This is a genomic window from Geodermatophilus sp. SYSU D00525 (genome assembly GCF_054050475.1).
The window spans coordinates 47813-68192 of sequence record NZ_JBJGZK010000011.1; the positions used below are offsets into that span (position 1 = coordinate 47813).

Here is a 20380-nt window from a genome sequence, read left to right on the forward strand (position 1 = left end):
GCTCAGGCGGCGAGCAGCGGCCGCAGCCGGTCCAGCGAGGCGGCGAGCCCCGGGTGCAGCGTGACCTGGTGCAGCGCGGCCAGCGCCACCCACGCGACGCCGGTGCTCTCGCCGTCCAGCCGCAGCCGGGACGGGTCGAGGTCGCCGACCGGGCGGGCCAGGACGGTCGTGTAGGCCCAGCCGCCGTGGTCGTCGACCGAGCGGGCGCCGAGCACGAGGTCCGCGGCGGCCAGCCCGAGCTCCTCCTCGACCTCCCGCAGGGCGCCCTGCTCGGGCGTCTCGTCCAGGTGCAGCGCCCCGCCCGGCGTCCCCCACGTCCCGCCGTGGTGCGACCACAGGGCGCGGTGCTGCAGCAGCAGCTCGGGGCCGTCGCCGCCGTCGCGGTGCACCAGCAGGCCGGCCGCGCCGGCCCGCCCCCAGTGCCGGTGCCCCAGGGAGCAGGTGGTCCAGCCGTCGGTGGGGGTCAGACGGAGGGTCGGCACGCCGACCAGTGAACCGCAGCCGGGCCGCGGGCCGGTGGACCGCTTTGGCAGGATCCGGCAGGACGACCGGCGACGACGACGGAGGCACCCCGCATGGCGACCACGACGACGATGGCCGAGGTCTCGGGCCTCATCGGCGAGGAGCTGGGCACCAGCGACTGGTTCGAGGTCACCCAGGACCGGGTGGACACCTTCGCCGACGCCACCGGCGACCACCAGTGGATCCACGTCGACGTCGAGCGGGCGAAGGCCGAGAGCCCCTTCGGCGGGCCGATCGCGCACGGCTACCTCACGCTGTCCCTGCTCGTGCCGCTGTTCGCGCAGGTCTTCGTGGTCAGCGACACCGCCATGGGCGTCAACTACGGCCTGGACAAGGTGCGCTTCCCCTCGCCGGTGCCGGTCGGCTCCCGCGTGCGGCTCACCGCGACGCTGAAGGACGTCGAGCAGGTCGCCGGCGGGCTGCAGCTGACCTTCGCCGCCGTCGTCGAGCGCGAGGGCAGCGAGAAGCCGGCCTGCATCGCCGAGCCGGTCTACCGCTACTACGGCGGCTAGCCACCAGCGCATGCGGATCGCCGTCTTCACCGGCAGCCGGCCCGGGCCGGAGGCGCACCGGAAGGCCGCCGCGGACCTGGCCACGGGCCTGGCCGAGGCCGGCGTCGGGATCGTCTACGGGGGCGGGCACGTCGGGCTGATGGGCGTCGTCGCCGACGCCGCCCTGGCCGCCGGCGGCGAGGTGGTCGGGGTGATCCCGCAGCACCTGGTCGACGACGAGCTGGCCCACCCCGGCCTGCCGCGGCTGGAGGTCGTGACCTCCATGCACGAGCGCAAGGCGCGGATGGCCGAGCTCTCCGACGCCTTCGTCGCCCTGCCCGGGGCCGCCGGCACGCTCGAGGAGCTGTTCGAGGCCTGGACCTGGGGGATGCTCGGCCTGCACGCCAAGCCGGTGGTGCTGCTCGACGTCGACGGGTTCTGGGCGCCGCTGCGGGCCCAGCTGGGGCGCATGGCCGACGACGGCTACCTCGAGCGGCGCCGGCTCGACGCCCTCGGCGTGGTGACCGACGCGGCCGGGCTGCTCGCCTTCGTCGAGGGCTACGAGCACCCGCCGCGGAAGTGGGCGCCCACCCCGCCCTAGCCCTGGCCGCCCCAGCCCTGGCCGCCCTAGCCCCGGGCGCGGTCCCAGCTCGGGCCGGTGATGCCCTGCGCCTCGGCCTCCAGCTGCCAGGCGCCCTTGCCGTCGATCGACTCGCGGATGACGTCGGCGTGGCCGGCGTGCCGGGCCTGCTCCTCGATCTGGTGCAGGAGCAGCCAGCGGACGCTGAACACGGTGCCGTCGGGCAGCCAGCGCGCGACGCCGTCGGGGACCTCGACCACCCGGTCCAGGTCGCGCTCGGCGCGCACGACCTCCTCGGTCTCGCGCGCAACCTCCGCCTGCCGGTGCAGCAGGACCTCCACGGTCTCGCCGGGTGCGACGGTGAACCCGGCCATCCACTCGGCCTGCGGATCGCCCTCCACCGCGTGCGGACGGCGCCCGACCCGCCCGGCGAGGTTCGCCCGCTCACCCTGGGTCACGTGCTTGAGCAGCGCGGACAGCGACAGCTCGCTGGCGCTCGGGGTGGCGCGCGCCTCCTCCTCGGTGAGCCCGTACAGGGCGTTGCGCAGCGCGGTGCGCTGGTTCGCCAGCAGGCGCAGCAGCAGGTCGTGCTCGGCGGGTGCGGTCACGCGGGCCATCCTGCGCCGGGATCGCGCGGCGGGACAGGGCCCGGCTGGCCGCCGGCGGCAGCGCTGCCTAGCGTCGCCCCCGTGGAGCGCTGGGACGTCGTCGTGGTCGGGGGCGGCCCGGCGGGCGCGGCGGCGGCGCTGGCCGCGCGGCGCGACGGCGCCTCGGTGCTCGTCCTCGACCGGGCCGACTTCCCGCGCGACAAGGTCTGCGGCGACGGCATCGCTCCCGAGGCGCTGGACGTGCTCGCCGGGCTGGGCGCCGACGCCGCCGCGCTGACCGCCGGGTACGCGCCGGCACCGCGGCTGTCCCTGCGCTCGCCCGGCGGGGCGGCGGTGGAGCGGGCCACGCCCCGGCCGTCGTCGGTGGTGCCGCGCGCGGTGTTCGACGCCCGCCTGCTCGGCACGGCGCTCGACGCGGGCGCGGGGTTCCGGCGGCACGCCGTCCGCCGGGTCACGCCGGGACCGGACGGCGTCGACGTCGACGGGGTGCTCACCGCGGGGGTGCTGGTCGGGGCCGACGGCGCGGAGTCCGTCGTCCGGCGGGCGCTGGGCCTGCCGCGCAACGCCGACGACCGGATGGCGGTGGCGCTGCGCGGCTACGCGCCCGAGCTGCCGGGCCGGGCCGGCATGCAGGTGCTCGTGACCACCGAGCAGCGCTGGCCGGCCTACGCGTGGTCGTTCCCGCTCGGCGACGGGCGGGCCAACGTCGGCTACGGCGAGCTGGTCTCCGGCGGGGCCACCCGGGCGGCGCTGGTGGAGGGGCTGCAGCGGCTGCTGCCCGGGGTCGAGCCGGAGGGGCTGCGGGCGCACCGGCTGCCGCTGTCCACCGGCCGGCCGCGGCAGCCCGACGGGCGGGTGCTGCTGGCCGGCGACGCGGCGTCGCTGGTCAACCCGATGACCGGCGAGGGGATCTTCTACGCGGTGCTGTCCGGGGCGCTGGCCGGCGCGGCCGCGTCGGCGGGGGCGGCCGCGGGCGCGGTGCACCGGCGGGCGCTGCGGCGCCGGCTGGGCGCGCACCACCGGTCGGCGTCGGTGGCGTCGTGGGTCAGCCGCTGGCCGCGGGTGATGGACGCGGCGTTCCGTGCGGCGGCGGCCGACCAGCGGGTGTTCGACGACGTCGTGGCGCTCGGGCTGGCCGACGGCCGGCTCACCGCCCGCACCCTGGCGGCCGCGGCCCGGCACCTGCGCTGAGGAGCCCTCCTAGCGCTGTCGGTTCCTCAGGCCGGGGCGACCTCGACGCGGCCGCGGCCGGCGCGCTTGGCGCGGTAGAGGGCCCGGTCGGCGGCGGCGTAGAACTCGCGCATCCCGACCGCGGCGCCGCGGGCGTGCGCCACCCCGACGCTCACCGACATCGCCAGCAGGCTGCCGTCGGGGAGCGTGAGCGGCGTGGACAGCACGGTCCCGAGCACCGACTCGGCGCGGGCGACGGCGACCTCGGACGTGCACCCGGGCAGCAGGACGGCGAGCTCGTCGCCGCCGAGCCGGGACAGGACGGCGTCACCGGCGCGGATCTGCCGCCGGATGATCCCGGCCAGGTGGACCAGCGCGTCGTCGCCGACGGGGTGGCCGTGCTCGTCGTTGATCTGCTTGAACGAGTCGACGTCGAGCAGCAGCAGGGCGGTGCCGTCGGCGCCGGCGGGGCCGGTGAGCGCGACGGCGAGCGCGTCGTCGAACACCCGGCGGTTGACCAGGCCGGTGAGGGTGTCCACGGTGGCCTGCTGCTCGAGCGCCTCGACCAGCCGCTCCTGCACCGCGCCGGCCCGTTCCAGCATCACGGCGACCACGGCGAGCACGGTGCCGAGGAGGAGGGCGTCGCTGACCGCGTTCTCGACCGGCACCAGGTGCAGCAGCACGGTGGCGTTCGCCGCCACGGCCAGCGCCGTGACCACCGTGACGGCCGCCCGCCGGAGGTGGGCGGCCGCCCACAGCACCGGGAAGGCGAGGAAGGCCTGGGCGCCGGCCGACGGGTCCTCGGTCACGAGGTTCAGCCCGGCGACCAGCAGGACCCCGGTCACCCCGAGGAGGGGGAACACGCCCCGGCGGTCGAGCCGCTCGGGCGCGAGACGGCGGCACGCGACGGCGCTCGCGACGAGGAGGGCGACGACGACCCAGCACGCCGCCAGGGTCAGCGGCGAGGCGGCGTTCGCACCGAAGCCGTTGACCGCGGCGAGGGCGCCCGCGGAGATGCCCAGCACGAGGACCAGCGAGCGGGCGGCGGCACGCGGCTGCCGGGCTCTCAGTCCCCGGGGGATGGCCACACCCCCTCTTCGGCACCCGGGGTCCCCCGGATGAGCCGAGCCACCCGCAGGGGTGAGGACTCCCCCGGCGTGTCCCCGGGACGCGCCGCGCACCCCCCGCAGGGTCAGTCACGCCGGCGCGCCTCGCCGGCCGCCGTCCGCACCGCCGCGCGGAGCCGGTCCGCCAGGCCGGGCGGGCAGCAGTCGGGGTCGACGAGGACGTCGTCGGCGCCGGCGACCAGCAGCCGCGCCCGGGTGGCCCGGTCGGCGTCGTCGCAGAGCACGAGGACGGCGGTCCCCGGCGCGGCGCCCAGCCGTGCCACCCGGTCGACGGCGTCCTCCCCCCGGCCGGTCACGAGCAGGACCGCGTCGGCCTCCGGCGCCGCCACCCCCGGCACGGTGACGGCGAGGCCGTCGCGCAGCAGGACGCCGCGCAGCGTCCGGCTGCGGGCGTCCTCGGGCGCGACGAGCAGCACGACCGGTTCCCGCCCCGGCCCCGCGGACCGGTCCCCCGCGGTCCCGAGGGCGGCGCCGGCGGCGGCGACCGCGCCGGCCAGGTCCTCGGGCGGCACCGGGCGGGCGAGGTGGTGGCCCTGCAGGTGGTCCACGCCGAGCTCGACCAGCCGGGTCGCCTGCACGCGGGTCTCCACGCCCTCGGCGGTGACCTCCAGCCCCAGGCAGTGCGCGAGCGTGACCAGGGCGGTGAGGACCGGCTGGTCGTCGGCGCCGTCGCCGATCTGCTGCACGAACGACCGGTCGATCTTGATCCCGTCGACGGGCAGGGCCTGCAGCCGGCCCAGGGAGGAGTAGCCGGTCCCGAAGTCGTCGATGGCCACCCGGATGCCCGCGGCCCGCAGCTCGTCGAGCTGACCGACCACCCGGGGCGCGGCCTCGAGGAACACCGTCTCGGTCACCTCGAGCAGCACCTGCCCGGGGCGCACGCCGGTGCCGGCGAGGATGCCGAGGACCGCCGTCGCGAAGTCCGGCTCGCGCAGCTGCACCGGCGAGACGTTGACCGACACCGACCGGCGCGGGTCCGCGGACAGCCAGCCGGACAGCCCGGAGCACGCGGTGCGCAGCACCTGCTGACCGAGCTCGCGCACCAGCCCGCTGCGCTCGGCGACCGGCAGGAAGTCGGCCGGCAGCGCCAGGCCGCCGGGGCGTGGCCAGCGCACCAGCGCCTCGACCCGGGTGGCCGCGCGGGTGCGGACGTCGACCAGCGGCTGCAGGTGCACGACGAACCCGTCGTCCTCGAGCGCCTGCCGGAGGCCGCTCTCGACGTCCGCGCGGGCGAGGACCGCCGTCGACATGGTCGGGTCGAAGACCGCGTGCCGGCCCTTGCCCGCCTGCTTGGCGGCGTACATCGCGATGTCGGCCTGCTGCAGCAGCACCTCGGCGGGCACGTGCTCACCCCCGGCGCTGCGGGCCAGGCCGATGCTGCCGCTGGGCACCACCTGGCGGTCGCCGAACCGGACCGGGGCGTCGAGGGCGGCGCCGATGCGCCGGGCGACCTGCTCGCCGTGGTCGGCCTCGGCCAGGACGACGGCGAACTCGTCCCCGCCGAGGCGGGCGACCGTGTCCTCGGGCCGGACGCACCGGGTGAGCCGGTCGGCGACCTCGACCAGCAGCCGGTCGCCGACCTGGTGGCCCAGCACGTCGTTGACGTCCTTGAAGTCGTCGAGGTCGACCAGCAGCACGCTCACCCCGGCGGGCGAGCGCGCCTCGAGGGCGTGGGCCAGGCGGTCGGCGAACAGCGCCCGGTTGGCCAGCCCGGTGAGCGGGTCGGTGAACGCCAGCCGGCGCAGCTGCTCGGCCTGCCCGGCCAGCTCCGCGGCGGCCCGGGCGGCCGCCAGCTCGGCCGCCTTGCGCTCGGTGACGTCGGTGGCGGTGCCGTGGACGCGCACCTCCGCGCCGCTCCCGTCCCGCTCGACGGCGGCGCGGCAGGCCACCCAGCCGGTGCTGCCGTCGGCGCGCAGCACCCGGTGCTCGAGGCCGTACTCCTCGCGGCCGGCGCGGACGTCGGCGAGCAGCTGCACCAGCTCGGCCCGGTCGTCGGGGTGCACCCGCGCCAGGTAGCCCCCGACGGTGGGCACCAGCGCGTCCGGCGGCACGCCGAAGATGCGGTACATCTCGTCGGACCAGGTGACCGTGTCGGTGACGACGTCCCAGTCCCACCGGCCCAGCCGCGCCACCCGCTGCGCCTCCAGCAGCCGCCGCTCGCTCTCCTGCAGGCGCGCCTCGATCGCCACCCGCTCCGTGACGTCCTGCGCCGTGCCGACCAGGAGCACGGCGTTCCCCGCCTCGTCCCGGGTGACCGACCCGCGGGCACGCACCCAGATGAGCGCGCCGTCGCCGCAGACCACCCGGTGGTCGAAGTCGAACACCCCGCCCGCACCCAGCGCGGAGAGGATGGCCTGCTCGGCGCGGCCCCGGTCGTCGGGGTGGACCATCTGCATGCAGATCTCGAAGGTCGGCGTCACCACGGCGGGGTCGAGCCGGTAGACGGCGAACAGCTCGTCGCTGAAGGTCACCGCGCCGGTGCGGACGTCCCACTCCCAGCTGCCCATCGCGGCCAGCCGCTGCGCCTCGGCGAGCCAGCGCCGGCTGCGGGCCAGCGCGAGGACCGGGTCCTCGGGCACACCGTCGCCGGCGGTGTCGTCCCCCGGCGCCGCGTCGTCCCCCGGCGCCCCACCTCCGCTCATGCCACTCCCCGGACCGGTCCGACTCGGATCTCCGTGCGGAGGGCACGTTAGGGGACGGGAGGGGTGCGCAGCGCCGGTCGGCGCGCGAGCGGAGGGCGTGGGATTCGAACCCACGATGGGTTTGACCCCATAGCGGTTTTCAAGACCGCCGCCATCGGCCACTAGGCGAGCCCTCCCGGCAGGTCGAGGCTAACCCGGCCTCCCGGGAGGACCCACCCGGCCGCGCCGCCGGGGCGTCAGCAGCGGGGCTGCGGGTCGACGAGCACCGGTGCCGGGGTCGCCGCCTCCGGCACGAGGTAGGTGATCGTGAAGACGGCGGGTTCGTCGCCGTCGTTGGCCAGGGTGTGCACCCCCGACGGGTGGGCGAACGCGGTGCCGGCCGGGTAGGTCTCCTCCGTGCAGCCGTTCCCGGCGTGGTGCGGGGGCTCGACCATCCGCAGCGTGCCGCTCACGACGACGGCCACGGACGGTCCGAGGTGCGTGTGGAAGCCGGTGGACGTGTGCGGCGGCAGGGTGGCCCGGACCACGGCGACGTCGGTCGGCTCGGTGACGGCGAGGTTGATCCCGGCCTCGGTGTCGACGAGCCGGAACTCCCCCGCGGACCCGCGGGCCAGCAGCTCCGAGGTCACCGTCGAGGGGTTCGCCGGGGGGATCTGCGCAGGCGCGTCCCAGAGGGCGGTGTCCGGATCCGCGCCGGCGACGCCGGCCACCATCAGGGGTCCGGCCAGCGCGCCGAGCCCGATCGCCACCACCCTCGTCCTCCTCGCGACCGTCCGTGACATCTCGGCCTCCCTGGTGCGCTCGGCTCCCGCCTGTCCGCGGGAGGCCGACGCTAGGGCGGTGCGGGGCAGGGCGGATGAGAGCCGGATGAGACTCCGGTGAGGCGACGGCGGGCATGATCCGGGACCGGCCGGTGTTGTCCCTCCGACCCGGTCCGCGACCCCGTCGCGTCGACCCGCCCCGCACGCCGATCCGAGGACACCTCCTGCCCGAGACCGCTCCCCCGCCGTCCACCCGCCGCCGGGTGCGGCGCCCCGCCGACGGGCGCCCTCCCCTCCCGCCGACCGCCGACCGCGCGGCCGAGCGCGATGCCCAGCGTGAGGCCCGGCGTGAGGCCGCCCGCGCCGAGCGGCGCGCCCAGCAGCTGTGGGTCGAGGGCGCCGCACCCGAGCTGCCCGTCCGCGCGACCCCGCCGCAGCGGGTCGTCTTCCACCTCGGCCCGACCAACTCGGGCAAGACGTACGAGTCGCTGCAGGCGCTGGCCGCCACCGGCTCCGGCGTCTACGCCGCGCCGCTGCGCCAGCTCGCCCACGAGGCCTACGCCAAGCTCGCCGCCGGCCTGCCCGAGGGCGCCGTCGGCCTGTCCACCGGCGAGGAGGAGATCCACCCGCAGGCGGACATCCTCTGCTGCACGGTGGAGAAGGCGCCGATGCGCGGCGAGCTGCTCGTCCTCGACGAGTCGCACTGGATCGCCGACGCCGACCGCGGGCACCACTGGGCCCGGCTGCTGCTCACCGGCGAGTACCGCGAGATGCACCTGGTCTCGGCGGCCGAGGCGCACCCGCAGCTGGCGCCGCTGGTGTCCGACGCCGGCGAGGTCGAGGTGGTCCACCACCGGCGGCTGTCCCGGCTCGACGTCCTGCGCGCGCCGGTGCGCACCCCGCGCGTGCGCCCGCAGACCCTCGTCGTCGCCTTCTCCCGCAAGACCGTCTACGCCGTCGCCGCCGAGCTCGACCGGCACCGGCCGGGGAAGGTGGGCGTCCTCTACGGCGCGCTGCCGCCGGCCACCCGCCGCGAGGTCATCGAGCGGTTCACCACCGGCGAGCTCGACGTCCTCGTCACCACCGACGTCATCGGCCACGGCATCAACGTCCCGGCCACCACCGTGCTGTTCGCCGAGACGACGAAGTTCGACGGCACCGAGCTGCGGCCGCTGCGCAGCTGGGAGGCCGCCCAGATCGCCGGGCGGGCCGGCCGCTACGGCCTGACCGGGCACGGGACGGTCGGCGTCCTGGCCGGCGTGCCCGGACTCCGGGCGTCGGCGGCGCTCGTGGCCGTCGGCGCCGAGGTGGCCCGCGGCGAGCAGGTCAGCGACCTGCCGGCCCGCGGGGCGCGCCTGCGCCCGGAGCTCGAGGACCTCGGCGCCGTCGAGGCGGCCGACCTGCCCGAGGCCCTGGTCCGCTGGGAGTCCTGGGCCCGCACGGCCACAAGCGACCGGGCGATGACCCCGGACGACGTCGGCGAGCTGGTGCTGCGGGTGCGGGCGCTGCTGCCGCTGCTGCGCGGGCCGCTCGGCGCGGTCGGCGACCTGCGCACCGTCTGGCGCCTGGTGCAGCTGCCGATCGACTACGAGCCGCCGCGGCGCACCCGCTGGCTGGTGCTCGCCCGCGCCGCGCTGCGGCACGCCGCGGGCCTGCCGGTGCGGCCGGAGCTGGTGCTGCCCGACGTCCCGGTCGGCGGGAGCGTCGAGGAGTTCGAGCAGGCCGCCGCGGCCGCCCGCGACGCCCAGGCGCTGCTGCGGCAGTTCCCCGGCGTCGCGGACCTGGACGCCGACGACGCCGCCTGGGTCGAGGAGGAGTGCGCCGAGGCGATCAGCGAGCTGCTGCCCGACGCGATCGCGGTGAGCCGGTCCAGCGCCTGCGTCGAGTGCGGCACCGCGATCGCCCCGTGGTTCTCCACCTGCCGCCCGTGCAGCGCACCGCGCGGCCGCGGCCGCGACGGGCACCCTCGCCCCGGCGGCCGGGACGGGCGGCGGGCTCCCCGCTCGGGCTCCCGGCAGGGCCGGCGCCCCACCCGCACCGGCCGCGGCTGACGAACACGCGCCGGGCGCCCCCTCCGCCGTCCGGAGGGGGCGCCTGGCGCGTTCTCGCCCGGGGGCGGGGCGTCAGGCCTCCGGCGGCTCGGCGGGGGCGAGCAGCCGGTCGTAGACGACTGCCGCCAGGACGCCGCCGACGAGCGGAGCCAGCAGGTAGATCCACAGCGCCGAGAGCTCCCCGGCCAGCAGGTCCGGGCCGAAGGCGCGCGCCGGGTTGACCGCCCCGCCGGTGAGCGGCCCCGCGACGAAGACGCCCGCGGCCAGCGCGAACCCGACGGCCACCGGCGCGATCGCGGCCTGGGCGCGCTCGTCGGTGGCGACGGACACCACGACGAGGACCAGGACGAAGGTCACCAGCGCCTCGACGAGGAAGCCCCGGCCGGCCGAGACGCCCGGCTGCAGCGTCGTCGCGCCGAGCAGCCCCTCGTCCCGGCCCGCCTGCCCGTAGGCCGCCCACGTGGCCGCCGCGCCGACGACCGCGCCGACGAGCTGGGCGAGGACGTAGGCGCCGGCGGCGGGCCAGGGGAAGCGCCGGGTCACGGCCAGCCCCAGCGTCACCGCCGGGTTGAGGTGGCAGCCCGACACGTGGCCCAGGGCCGCGGCGAGCGCGGTGAGCACCAGGCCGAAGGCCAGCACCACGGCCAGCAGGTCGTAGACCGGGTTGCCGGTGGCGGGCGTGGCCACCGCGGTGCTGGTCCCGACGAACACGAGGACTGCCGTCCCGACCAGCTCGGTGAGGGCGGTGCGCCCCACCCTGTCGTCGATCCTGCTCCCGTACAGGCCGGTGGCCGCGGCCCTCCGGCCGGTGCTGCTCGCTGCCATCGTCGGATCCCCGGTCGATCGGCACGGCCCGCGTGGCTGCGGTCGTCCGCCCGTGCCCTCATCCCGCACGGGCGAAACGGCCGACCGGGGGGCCGCAGGTCAGGTCGCCGGGTCGCCCGCGGTGACCGGCTCGTCGGGCCGCTCCCGCTCCACCGGCTCCCCGACGACGCCGTGCAGGTGGCAGGCGGCGACGTGCCCCGGCGCGGAGCCGACCGGCTGCAGCGCCGGGTCGACGTCGGGGCAGGGCTCGAAGACGTCGGGGCAGCGGGTGCGGAACCGGCAGCCGCTGGGCACCCGGGCCGGCGAGGGGACGTCGCCGCGCAGCACGATCCGCTGCCGCGACCGCTCCAGCGCCGGGTGCGGCACCGGCACCGCCGACAGCAGCGCCCGCGTGTAGGGCATCTGCGGCTCGGCGGCGACGGCGGCCGCGGGCCCCACCTCGACCACCCGGCCCAGGTACATCACCGCGATCCGGTCGGACACGTGCCGCACCGCCGACAGGTCGTGCGAGACGAACAGCAGCGTGAGGCCGAGCTGCCGCTGCAGCCGGCGCAGCAGGTTCAGCACCTGCGCCTGCACGCTGACGTCGAGGGAGGCGATCGCCTCGTCGCAGACCAGGAAGTCCGGCTCGCCGGCCAGCGCGCGGGCGATGCCGACCCGCTGCCGCTGGCCGCCGGAGAACTCGTGCGGGTAGCGGGCGGCCACCGCCGGGTCCAGGCCGACCAGCTCCAGCAGCTCGCGCACCCGCGCGGCCCGCGCCTGCCGCCCCGGGTGCAGGCCGTGCACCTCCAGCGGCTCGGCCACCGTCTGCGCCACCGTGCGCCGCGGGTCGAGGGAGGCGAACGGGTCCTGGAACACCATCCCGGCCCGCCGCCGCAGCTCGCGCAGCTCCCGCCTGCCCATGGCCGTGACGTCCGTGCCGTCGAAGGTGACCGTGCCACCGGTGGGCGGGACCAGCCGCAGCAGCGCGTTGCCCAGCGTGGACTTCCCGCACCCGGACTCCCCCACCAGGCCCAGCGTCTCGCCGCGGTACACGTCGAGGTCCACGCCGTCGACGGCGCGCAGCACGCCGGTGGTGCGGCGCACCAGCCCGCCCGAGCGGACGGGGAAGTGCACCTCCAGGCCCCGGGCGGAGACCAGGACCTCCCGCTCCGTCGTCGAGGTCACGACGCCTCCTCCTCCGCGCACCACGTGGCCGCCCGGTGCGGCAGGCCGTCGCGCCCGGACCCGACGACGGCCAGCGGCGGCTGCTCGGTCTCGCAGCGCGCGTCGCCGCGCACCGGGCAGCGCGGCCAGAACACGCAGCCGGCGGGCAGGTCGGTGGGCGGGGGCGGCGTCCCGGGGATGGTGGCCAGGTCGCCACCGCCGCCGGCGGCGAGGTCGGGCAGCGCGCCGAGCAGGCCGCGGGTGTAGGGGTGCACCGGCCGCTCGAGGACGTCGTCGACCGTGCCGTCCTCCACGCAGCGCCCGCCGTACATGACCAGCACCCGGTCGGCGATGCCGGCGACGACGCCGAGGTCGTGGGTGATCCAGATGACGCCGGTGCCGTGGTCGGCCTGCAGCCGCTCGACCAGGTCGAGGATCTGCGCCTGCACGGTGACGTCGAGCGCCGTCGTCGCCTCGTCGGCGACGAGCAGCGACGGCGAGTTGGCCAGCGCGATCGCGATGACCACCCGCTGCCGCATGCCGCCGGACAGCTCGTGCGGGAAGCGGTCCACCGCGCGGCCGGGGTCGGGCAGCCCCACCTCGGCGAGCAGCTCCACCGCGCGCGCCCGGGCCTCGGCCTTGGACACCGCCCCGTGCGCGCGGATGCCCTCGGTGAGCTGGCGGCCCACGGTGAGCACGGGGTTGAGCGAGGTCATCGGGTCCTGGAAGACCATGCCGACGCCGGGCCCGCGGACCTGCCGCAGCCGGTCGGGGGACATGGTGAGCAGGTCCTCGCCCTGCAGCAGGGCCCGCCCGGTCACCGTCGCCGTCCGCGCCGGCAGCAGGCCCATCAGCGCGAGCACCGACACGCTCTTGCCGCTGCCCGACTCCCCCACGACGGCGACCGTCTCGCCCGGCCCGACGGTGTAGCTCAGGCCGTTGACCACGTGCGCCGTCCCGCGCGGGGTGCGCAGGTCCACCCGCAGGTCCTGCACCTCCAGGACCGGTTCCGCGGCGGTCTCGGGCAGCGCGCTCACCGGCCGCCTCCGGCCATGAGGGTGCGCTGCCGGGGGTCGAGGACGTCCCGCAGCCCGTCGCCGAGCAGGTTGAAGCACAGCACCGTGATCACGATCGCCAGGCCCGGGAAGACCGTGTACCACCAGGCCTGCTCGATGAAGCCGCGGCCGTCGGCGAGCATCAGCCCCCACGACGGGTTGGGCCGGCGCGGGCCCAGGCCGAGGAAGGACAGCGCCGCCTCGGCCAGCACCGCGAAGGCCAGGCTGATCGAGGTCTGCACGATGATCGGCGGTGCGGCGTTGGGCAGCACGTGCCGGGTGACCAGCCGCCAGTCCGAGGCGCCGACCGAGCGCGAGGCCCGCACGTAGACCTCCTCGCGCACGCCGAGCACGCTGGCGCGGGTGACCCGGGCGAAGATCGGCACGTAGACGATGCCGATCGCGAGGATGGCGTTGGCCGGCCCGGCGCCGCGGATGGCCACGATGGCGATGGCCAGCAGCACCGCCGGGAAGGCGAACAGCACGTCCATCAGCCGCATGAGCGTGTCGTCGACCCACCGGCCGTAGAAACCGGCGAGCAGCCCGATGAGCGTGCCGATCACGAGGGCGAACGCGACGGAGAGGAAGCCCACGCGCAGCGACGTCGCCGCGCCCAGGATCACCCGGCTGAACACGTCGCGGCCGAACTCGTCGGTGCCGAACGGGTGATCCCAGCTCGGCGGCTGCAACTGGAGCGAGGGGTCCTGCTCGTTGGGGCCGTCGGGCGCGAGCGTCTCGTCGAACACGGCGACCAGCACGATGAGGACCAGCACGACCGCGGAGACGGCGGCGGTCGGGTTGCGGGCGAGCAGCCCGAGGGTCTCCCGCCAGCGCGGCCGCGGCGGGGCCGCCGTCGGCAGGGGCTCGGCGGGCGGCGGGGCGGCCGGGGTGGCGCCCGGCGTCGGCAGCTGCGTCATCGGCGGGTGATCCTCGGGTCGATGCGGCTGTAGAGCAGGTCCACCAGCAGGTTGATGACCAGGAACACCAGCGCGAACAGCAGGACGGCGCCCTGCAGCACGGGGAAGTCCCGGTCGCGCACCGCCTGGTAGGCCAGCTGCCCCAGCCCCGGCCAGGAGAAGACGATCTCCACGACGACGACGCCGGACAGCAGGTACGCCAGCTGCACGCCGGTGACGGTGACCAGCGGCAGCAGGGCGTTGCGCAGCACGTGCCAGGTGAGCACCTGCCGGGTCGGGACGCCCTTGGCCTGCGCCGTCCGCACATGGTCGGAGCCCAGCGCCTCGAGCATGCTCGACCGGACGAACCGGGTGAGCACCGAGCCCGAGACGACGCCGGTGGCGATCGCGGGCAGCACCAGCCGCTGCGCCCAACCCACGGGGTCCTCGGTGAGCGGGACGTAGCCGCCCGAGGGCAGCCAGCCCAGCGTCCCCGCGAACACCAGGATCAGCATGATCGACAGCCAGAAGTCGGGCACCGAGATGCCGAACTGGCTGACGACGGTGGCCAGCCGGTCGACGAACGACCGCGGGTGCAGCGCCGAGAGCATCCCGAGCGGCAGCGCGATGACCAGCGCGACCAGCAGCGACGCGAAGGCCAGCGTCAGCGTCGCCGGCAGCCGCTCGGCGATCAGCGAGGTGACCGTCTCGCCGCTGCGGAAGCTCACCCCCAGGTCACCGGTGACCGCCCGCCCGGCCCAGGTGAGGTACTGCTGGACCAGGGGGAGGTCCAGCCCGCTGCGCTCCCGCAGGGCGTCGTAGGTCTCCTGGGAGTACCTCGTGCCGAGGGCCAGGCGGATCGGGTCGCCCCGCACGAGGTGGATCAGGGAGAAGACCAGGACGCTCACACCGGCCAGGACGACGATCGCCTGGCCGGCCCGCCGGAGCAGGTAGCCGCTCAGGGCAGCTCCACGTTCTCGAACTCGATCGCCGAGTCCGCCCGCACCTGGTAGCCGGTCAGCCCGGGCACCCAGGCCTGCACCTCGTCGGGGTTGTAGAGGTACAGGTAGCTGACGTCGTCGACGATGATCCGCGCGGCCTCGTCGTAGAGGCCCTTGCGGGTCGCCTGGTCCGGCTCGGTGGCGGCGCGGGTCAGCAGGTCGTCGACCTGCGCGTTGCTGTAGCCCTGGTAGTTGCTGCCGCCGGTGGACAGGTGCTGGTTCTCGTAGAAGTCGGCCGGGTCGACGTTGCCGATCCAGCTGAGCATGAAGGCGTCGAAGTCGCCCTGGTCCTGCCGGTCCAGCCAGGTGGCGAAGTCCTCCTCCTGGATCTCCACCTGGATGCCGATCGGCTCGAGCTCGCTGGCGATCACCTGGGCGGCGGCCACCGTCTCGGGGTACTCGTCGGTGACCATCAGGCCCATCGTCAGCGGCGTCTGCACGCCGGCCTGCGCCAGCAGCTGCCGGGCGGCCTCCTCGTCCGGGGTGAACGGCGCGTAGTCCAGGTACCAGGGGCTGCCCTGCGGGATCGCCGTCTGGTTGGGCTGCGCGGCACCGAAGCGGGCGGCCTGGGTGATCTCGTCGCGGTCCAGCGCGGTGGCGATCGCGCGGCGCACGTCCCGGTTGTCGAACGGCGGGACGGCGTAGTTCATCGACAGGTAGAAGTACTCGACGCTGGTGACCGAGCCGAGCTCGACCGCCTCGTCGTCCTCGAGGTCCGCCACGTTCTGCGGCGGGACGTTGTCGGTCCACTGGACCTCGCCGTTGCGCAGCGCGGTCAGCGCGGAGCTGGGCTCGGAGACGTAGCGGAACTCGACGCCGTCGATGCCCGGCGCCCCGCCCCAGTACTCGTCGAACGTGGTGAGCGTGGTGGCGTTGGCGTCGGAGCTCTCCAGCCGGAACGGGCCGGTGCCGTTGGCCTCGCTCTGCAGGTCGAACTCCTCGGCGGCGTTCTCCGAGACGATCGCCATGCCCTTGAACGACCCGATCAGCTCGAGCAGGTTCGGCGTCGGCCGGGTCAGGGTGATGACGACGGTCCGCGGGTCGGGCCCCTGCACGTCGGCGACCGTGGCGAAGCGGTAGGCGTTGGACAGGTCCTCGTCGATGATCCGCCGGTAGCTGTAGACGACGTCGGCGGAGTCGAACTCGCTGCCGTCGTGGAAGGTCACGCCCTCGCGGAGGGTGAACGTCCAGGCCAGCCCGTCGGGGCTGGTCGTCCACGACTCGGCCAGGCTCGGCTGCATGGTGAGGTCCTCGGCGCTGGGGACGACGAGGGTGTCGTAGACGTTCTCCAGCACCTGGAAGCTCGCGTAGGCGTTGGTGACGTGCGGGTCGAACTGGTCGGGCTCGGCGCTGACCGCGGCGACCAGCACGTCGTCGCCTCCTCCGCCGCCCCCTCCTCCCCCGGTGTCGACGCTCTCCCCGCCGCCGCAGGCGGAGAGGACGAGGGCCGCCGCCGCGGCCAGGGGCAGGAGCCGGTTCGTGCGCACGGGGACCTCCGGGGGGCTCGGTGACGTCTCCGTCCCCGACCCTGGCCCTCTCTCTCCGTCCCCGCAGTTCGAGACGGTGATCGTCACGTTCCCTCGACCCGGCCGTCACACGTCGCGCCGGTGGTGGCCCGGCGGATCGCCTCGACGTCGCACTTGGGCACCCGGTCGGCGGTCAGCAGCCCGTTGACCTCCTGGTAGGTGTCGGTGAGCTGGGTCCAGCAGGCGCCGGCCAGGGCGGTGCTGGCGTGCACGGCGGCCCACTGGTCGCGGTAGCGGGCGAGCAGGTCCTCCGGGGAGCGGGCGTCGGCGTAGCCCCACGGCCGGGTGTGGTCGGGGTCGGAGCGCCCCGCGTTCAGCGCGATCCCGCCGAACTCGGACAGGACGACGGCGCGGCCGGCGACGCCCGCGCGGTCGAGGTCGGTCAGCCGGCCGTCGGGACGCCGTCCCGTCGCCAGGCGCTCGAGGTCGGCGGCGGTGGCGTAACGGGCGGCGAGCACCGCCGGGTCCTGCTCGTAGTCGTGGACGCCGAGGACGCTCCCGCCGAGGGCCTCCCAGCCGTCGTTCGCGGAGACGGGGCGGGTGCCGTCGAGCGCGTCGGCGGTGGCGGCCAGGGCCGTGACCAGGCCGCGCTGGGCCCGGTCGGCGGCCGCCTCCTGCACGCCCCACGACTCGTTGAGCGGCACCCACGCGACCACGCTCGGGTGCCCACGGTGGGCGACCACCACGTCGGCCCACTCGCGCAGCAGCCGGGCGGCCGAGGTGGGCCCGGGGCGGTAGGCGGCGGGCATCTCGGCCCACACGAGCAGGCCCATGCGGTCGGCGAGCGCGAGGTACCGCGGGTCCTCGGTCTTCTGGTGCTTGCGGGCGCCGGTGAAGCCCAGCGCCCGGGTGAGCTCCAGGTCGCGGCGCAGCGCGGCGACGTCGGGCGGGGTGGCGCCGGTGTGCGGCCAGTAGCCCTGGTCGAGCACCAGGCGCAGCGGCACGGGACGGCCGTTGACCAGCAGGCGCCCGTCGTCGACCTCGACCGAGCGCAGCGCGGTGTAGCTCGCGACCTCGTCGAGCACCTCGCCGTCGTCGCGGACCAGCGCGATCTCGGCGTCGATCAGCACCGGGGACGAGCCGGGCTCCCAGGTCAGGTGCCAGCGGTCGTCGGTGCCGCCGTCGCCGACCCGCAGCGTCCGCTCGACGACCGCGCCGTCGACCCGGACCGCGTCGTCGGCCAGCAGCCGGTCGCCGGCCCACAGGCGCAGGTGCAGCCGGGCGCCCGTGACCGGGACCGACATCTCCACCCGGACGTCGACGCGCAGCGTGCGGGGGTCGCCGCGCCAGACGACGTCGGTGACGTGCTCCCGCGCCACGGACTCCAGCCACGGCGTGCGCCAGATGCCGGTGGTGCGCGGGTAGAAGATCTCGTGCGGCTCGTCGCGCCAGTCCTGCTTGCCGCGCGGCGCCTCGAGGTCGCGGGGGTCGTCGTCGGCCCGGACGAGGAGGTCGGCGCCGTCGCCGAGGGAGTCGGTGACGTCGACCCGGAAGGGCGTGTAGCCGCCCTCGTGCCGCGTGACGTGCGCGCCGCCGACCCAGACGTCGCACACGCGGTCCACTGCCCCGAGGTTCAGCACCGTGCGGCGGTCGCCCTGCCGGCCGGGCAGCGGGCGGCGGTACCAGGCGCGGGGCAGCGGGCCGGTCCACCCGATGCCGCTGGCCGGGGTCTCCGGGGCGTACGGGACGCGGATCGTGCGCTCGAAGCGGACGGTGCCGGGCGTGGCGGCGAGGTCCGGGTCCGCCGCGAACTGCCAGTCCCCGTCGAGCGAGCGCCAGGGCCGGCGCAGCAGGGGGCGGGGGTGGGCGGTCGGGTCGTCGGCGACGGGCACGCCCCCACCTCACCGGACCGGGGCGGCCCCCGCACGGCACGGCCACCGCCGGGTGCCGACGCGGGCGCCGCTCGCGCAGGCCGCGGACGCCGTCGGCCGCACCGTGTGGAGGAGGATCCCGGTGTGCTGCTGACCGGCGCGCGGCTGCGCGACGCCGGCGGGGTGACCGACGGCGGCTGGGTGCTCCTCGACGGCGACACCATCGCCGCCACCGGCACCGGCCCGCCGCCGGACTCCGGCGAGACCGTCGACCTGGCCGGCGCGGAGCTCACCCCGGGCTTCGTCGACCTGCACGCGCACGGCGGCGGAGGCGCGGCGTTCGACGACGGCCCCGACGCGATCCGCACCGCGCTGGCCGTGCACCGCGCCGCGGGCACCACGCGCTCGGTGCTCAGCCTGGTGGCCGCGCCGCTGGACCGGCTGGAGACGTCCCTGGCGGCCATCGCTGAGGTGGCCGCCGCGGACCCCACCGTGCTCGGCGCCCACCTCGAGGGCCCGTTCCTCGCGCCCGCCCGCTGCGGCGCGCACGACCCCCGCCACCTGCGCGCGCCCACCGCGGACGCCGTCGACCGGCTGCTCACCGCGGCGCGCGGCACGCTGCGCCAGGTCACCGTCGCCCCCGAACTGCCCGGCGCGCTGGAGGCGGTCCGCGACCTCACCGCCGCCGGCGTCGTCGTCGCGGTCGGGCACACCGACGCCGACGCCGCGCTCGCCGCGGCCGCGTTCGACGCCGGCGCCCGGCTGCTCACCCACGCGCTCAACGCCATGCCGGGCCTGCACCACCGCGAGCCCGGCCCGGTCGGCGCCGCGCTGGCCGACCCGCGGGTCACCCTGGAGCTCGTCCTCGACGGCGTGCACGTGCACCCCGTCGTCGCGCGGCTGCTGGTGGCCGGCGCGCCCGGCCGGGTCGCGCTGGTCACCGACGCGATGGCCGCCGCCGGCGCCGGCGACGGCGACCACCGGCTGGCCGGGCAGGCGGTCACCGTGCGCGGCGGCCGGGCGGTGCTCGCCGGCACCGGCACCCTCGCCGGGTCGACGCTCACCCAGGACGCCGCGCTGCGCACCGCCCTCGCCGCGGGAGTCGACCCGGTCGCCGCGGTCACCGCGCTCACCGCCACCCCGGCGCGGGTCCTCGGCCTCGGCGACCGGCTGGGCCGGCTGGCCCCCGGCGCCGCCGCGGACCTCGTCGCCCTGGATGCGGACCGGTCCGTCACGGCCGTCTGGGTGGCCGGCCGCCGGATCCGCTAGGGCCACTGCCAGGGCGGCTCTGCCGCGTGGGCGTGCCGTGGTGGTCGAGCCGGGTCAGCCGCGCGGCGGCCGCCTCGTCGACGACGACGGTCGCCCGCCGGTGCAGTTGCAGCGCCGAGGCCGGGCAGTCGGCGGCCGGCGGCCCCTCGACGGCGGCCGCGACCGCTTCCGCCTTGGCGCCGCCCTGCGCGACCAGCAGCAGCCGCCGCGCCTCGAGGATCGTGCCGAGCCCCTGGGTGAGTCCGTGGAGCGGCACCTCGTCGGGCGAGGCGAAGAAGCGGGCGTTGTCCGCGCGGGTGCGCGGCGCGAGGGTCGTCAGCCGGGTGCGTGAGGCGAACGACGACGCCGGCTCGTTGAAACCGATGTGCCCGTTGGCGCCGATCCCGAGCAGTTGGACGTCCACGCCGCCGGCCGCGGCGATCGCCCGCTCGTACTCCTCCGCCGCCGCATCCAGGTCCGCCGCGCCGCCGTCGGGGACGTGCACCCGCGCCGGGTCCAGGCCCAGCGGGCCGGTGACGTCGCGGGCGATCACCGCCGCGTAGCGCTGCGGGTGCCCGGCCGGCAGCCCCACGTACTCGTCGAGCGCGAACCCGCTGACGCCGGAGAGGTCCAGCTCCCCGGCGGCGACCCGGCGGGCGAGCTCGGCGTAGACGCCGACCGGCGAGGACCCGGTGGCCAGGCCCAGCACGGCGGCGGGCCGGCGCCGGACGACGTCGGCGACCACGTCGGCGGCGACCCGGGCGACGTCGTCCGGCCCGGGCAGGACGACCACCTCCACCCGGCCACTGTCCCACCGCGCCCACGGGCCCGACGGGAGCGCCGGCCGACCACTCCGCCTCGCGTCCGGCCGTGATCCGGATCACACTGGGGGCCGAATCCGCATCCGAGTCCGAGGTGCC

General features: G+C 76.7%; 18 protein-coding genes and 1 tRNA gene. 5 read left to right on the top strand and 14 right to left on the bottom strand.

Going from position 1 to position 20380, the window contains the following annotated elements:
- Positions 1-2: 2 nt before the first annotated feature.
- The gene (locus ACI796_RS11725; RefSeq protein ID WP_456941406.1) at positions 3-482 is read right to left on the bottom strand and encodes an NUDIX domain-containing protein; all 480 of its coding nucleotides are present in this window, start codon (positions 480-482) and stop codon (positions 3-5) included.
- A gap of 93 nt (positions 483-575) precedes the next feature.
- Here ACI796_RS11725 and ACI796_RS11730 point away from each other — a divergent pair, with 93 nt between their 5' ends.
- Together ACI796_RS11730 and ACI796_RS11735 are read left to right on the top strand one after the other, a co-directional pair.
- Positions 576-1034 (top strand): MaoC family dehydratase, encoded by a 459-nt coding sequence (locus ACI796_RS11730; protein ID WP_456941407.1) that lies wholly within the window; start codon positions 576-578, stop codon positions 1032-1034.
- Between the two features lie 10 nt (positions 1035-1044).
- Complete coding sequence (locus ACI796_RS11735) at positions 1045-1614, top strand: LOG family protein (protein ID WP_456941408.1); 570 nt, start codon at positions 1045-1047, stop codon at positions 1612-1614.
- Between the two features lie 26 nt (positions 1615-1640).
- On the opposite strand, the gene ACI796_RS11740 is transcribed toward ACI796_RS11735, so the two are convergent.
- Entirely contained in the window at positions 1641-2201 is a 561-nt protein-coding gene (locus ACI796_RS11740) for a mycothiol transferase (RefSeq protein ID WP_456941409.1), read from the bottom strand.
- 81 nt (positions 2202-2282) lie between these two features.
- Between ACI796_RS11740 and ACI796_RS11745 the strand changes: the two genes are divergently transcribed.
- Positions 2283-3392, top strand: coding sequence for an NAD(P)/FAD-dependent oxidoreductase (locus ACI796_RS11745; protein ID WP_456941410.1), 1110 nt, complete (start codon positions 2283-2285; stop codon positions 3390-3392).
- 26 nt (positions 3393-3418) lie between these two features.
- Here ACI796_RS11745 and ACI796_RS11750 read toward each other — a convergent pair whose 3' ends face one another.
- From ACI796_RS11750 to ACI796_RS11765, 4 genes are all read right to left on the bottom strand, one after another.
- Positions 3419-4459, bottom strand: coding sequence for a GGDEF domain-containing protein (locus ACI796_RS11750; protein WP_456941411.1), 1041 nt, complete (start codon positions 4457-4459; stop codon positions 3419-3421).
- Positions 4460-4563: 104 nt separating this feature from the next.
- The gene (locus ACI796_RS11755; protein WP_456941412.1) at positions 4564-7140 is read right to left on the bottom strand and encodes an EAL domain-containing protein; all 2577 of its coding nucleotides are present in this window, start codon (positions 7138-7140) and stop codon (positions 4564-4566) included.
- Positions 7141-7229: 89 nt separating this feature from the next.
- A tRNA-Ser gene (locus ACI796_RS11760) sits at positions 7230-7316 on the bottom strand.
- Between the two features lie 60 nt (positions 7317-7376).
- A complete protein-coding gene (locus ACI796_RS11765; protein ID WP_456941413.1) occupies positions 7377-7892 on the bottom strand; it encodes a hypothetical protein in 516 nt (171 codons plus the stop codon).
- Positions 7893-8164: 272 nt separating this feature from the next.
- Here ACI796_RS11765 and ACI796_RS11770 point away from each other — a divergent pair, with 272 nt between their 5' ends.
- Entirely contained in the window at positions 8165-9952 is a 1788-nt protein-coding gene (locus ACI796_RS11770; RefSeq protein WP_456941414.1) for a helicase-related protein, read from the top strand.
- 72 nt (positions 9953-10024) lie between these two features.
- Here ACI796_RS11770 and ACI796_RS11775 read toward each other — a convergent pair whose 3' ends face one another.
- The 7 genes from ACI796_RS11775 to ACI796_RS11805 all read right to left on the bottom strand — a co-directional run bounded on the left by ACI796_RS11775 (position 10025) and on the right by ACI796_RS11805 (position 18233).
- Positions 10025-10777 carry an MIP/aquaporin family protein gene (locus ACI796_RS11775; RefSeq protein WP_456941415.1) on the bottom strand — a complete coding sequence of 251 codons (753 nt, stop codon included), beginning with the start codon at positions 10775-10777 and terminating at the stop codon, positions 10025-10027.
- Between the two features lie 99 nt (positions 10778-10876).
- Positions 10877-11944: an ABC transporter ATP-binding protein gene (locus tag ACI796_RS11780; protein ID WP_456941416.1), complete on the bottom strand. Its 1068-nt coding sequence runs from the start codon at positions 11942-11944 to the stop codon at positions 10877-10879.
- Positions 11941-12960, bottom strand: a complete 1020-nt coding sequence (locus tag ACI796_RS11785; protein WP_456941417.1) for an ABC transporter ATP-binding protein — start codon at positions 12958-12960, stop codon at positions 11941-11943. Before ACI796_RS11785 ends, ACI796_RS11780 begins: the two co-directional genes overlap by 4 nt.
- Positions 12957-13895 carry an ABC transporter permease gene (locus ACI796_RS11790; RefSeq protein WP_456941418.1) on the bottom strand — a complete coding sequence of 313 codons (939 nt, stop codon included), beginning with the start codon at positions 13893-13895 and terminating at the stop codon, positions 12957-12959. The genes ACI796_RS11785 and ACI796_RS11790 overlap by 4 nt, the downstream gene beginning before the upstream one ends.
- A complete protein-coding gene (locus ACI796_RS11795; protein ID WP_456941507.1) occupies positions 13892-14836 on the bottom strand; it encodes an ABC transporter permease in 945 nt (314 codons plus the stop codon). Before ACI796_RS11795 ends, ACI796_RS11790 begins: the two co-directional genes overlap by 4 nt.
- A complete protein-coding gene (locus ACI796_RS11800; RefSeq protein ID WP_456941419.1) occupies positions 14833-16362 on the bottom strand; it encodes an ABC transporter substrate-binding protein in 1530 nt (509 codons plus the stop codon). Before ACI796_RS11800 ends, ACI796_RS11795 begins: the two co-directional genes overlap by 4 nt.
- 83 nt (positions 16363-16445) lie before the next feature.
- Complete coding sequence (locus ACI796_RS11805; protein WP_456941420.1) at positions 16446-18233, bottom strand: glycoside hydrolase family 2 protein; 1788 nt, start codon at positions 18231-18233, stop codon at positions 16446-16448.
- Between the two features lie 123 nt (positions 18234-18356).
- Here ACI796_RS11805 and nagA point away from each other — a divergent pair, with 123 nt between their 5' ends.
- Positions 18357-19481, top strand: a complete 1125-nt coding sequence (gene nagA, locus ACI796_RS11810) for an N-acetylglucosamine-6-phosphate deacetylase (RefSeq protein WP_456941421.1) — start codon at positions 18357-18359, stop codon at positions 19479-19481.
- Here the strand turns inward: nagA and ACI796_RS11815 are convergent.
- A complete protein-coding gene (locus ACI796_RS11815) occupies positions 19444-20259 on the bottom strand; it encodes a glucosamine-6-phosphate deaminase (protein WP_456941422.1) in 816 nt (271 codons plus the stop codon). The two genes, nagA and ACI796_RS11815, sit on opposite strands and share 38 nt — an antisense overlap.
- Positions 20260-20380 lie beyond the last annotated feature (121 nt).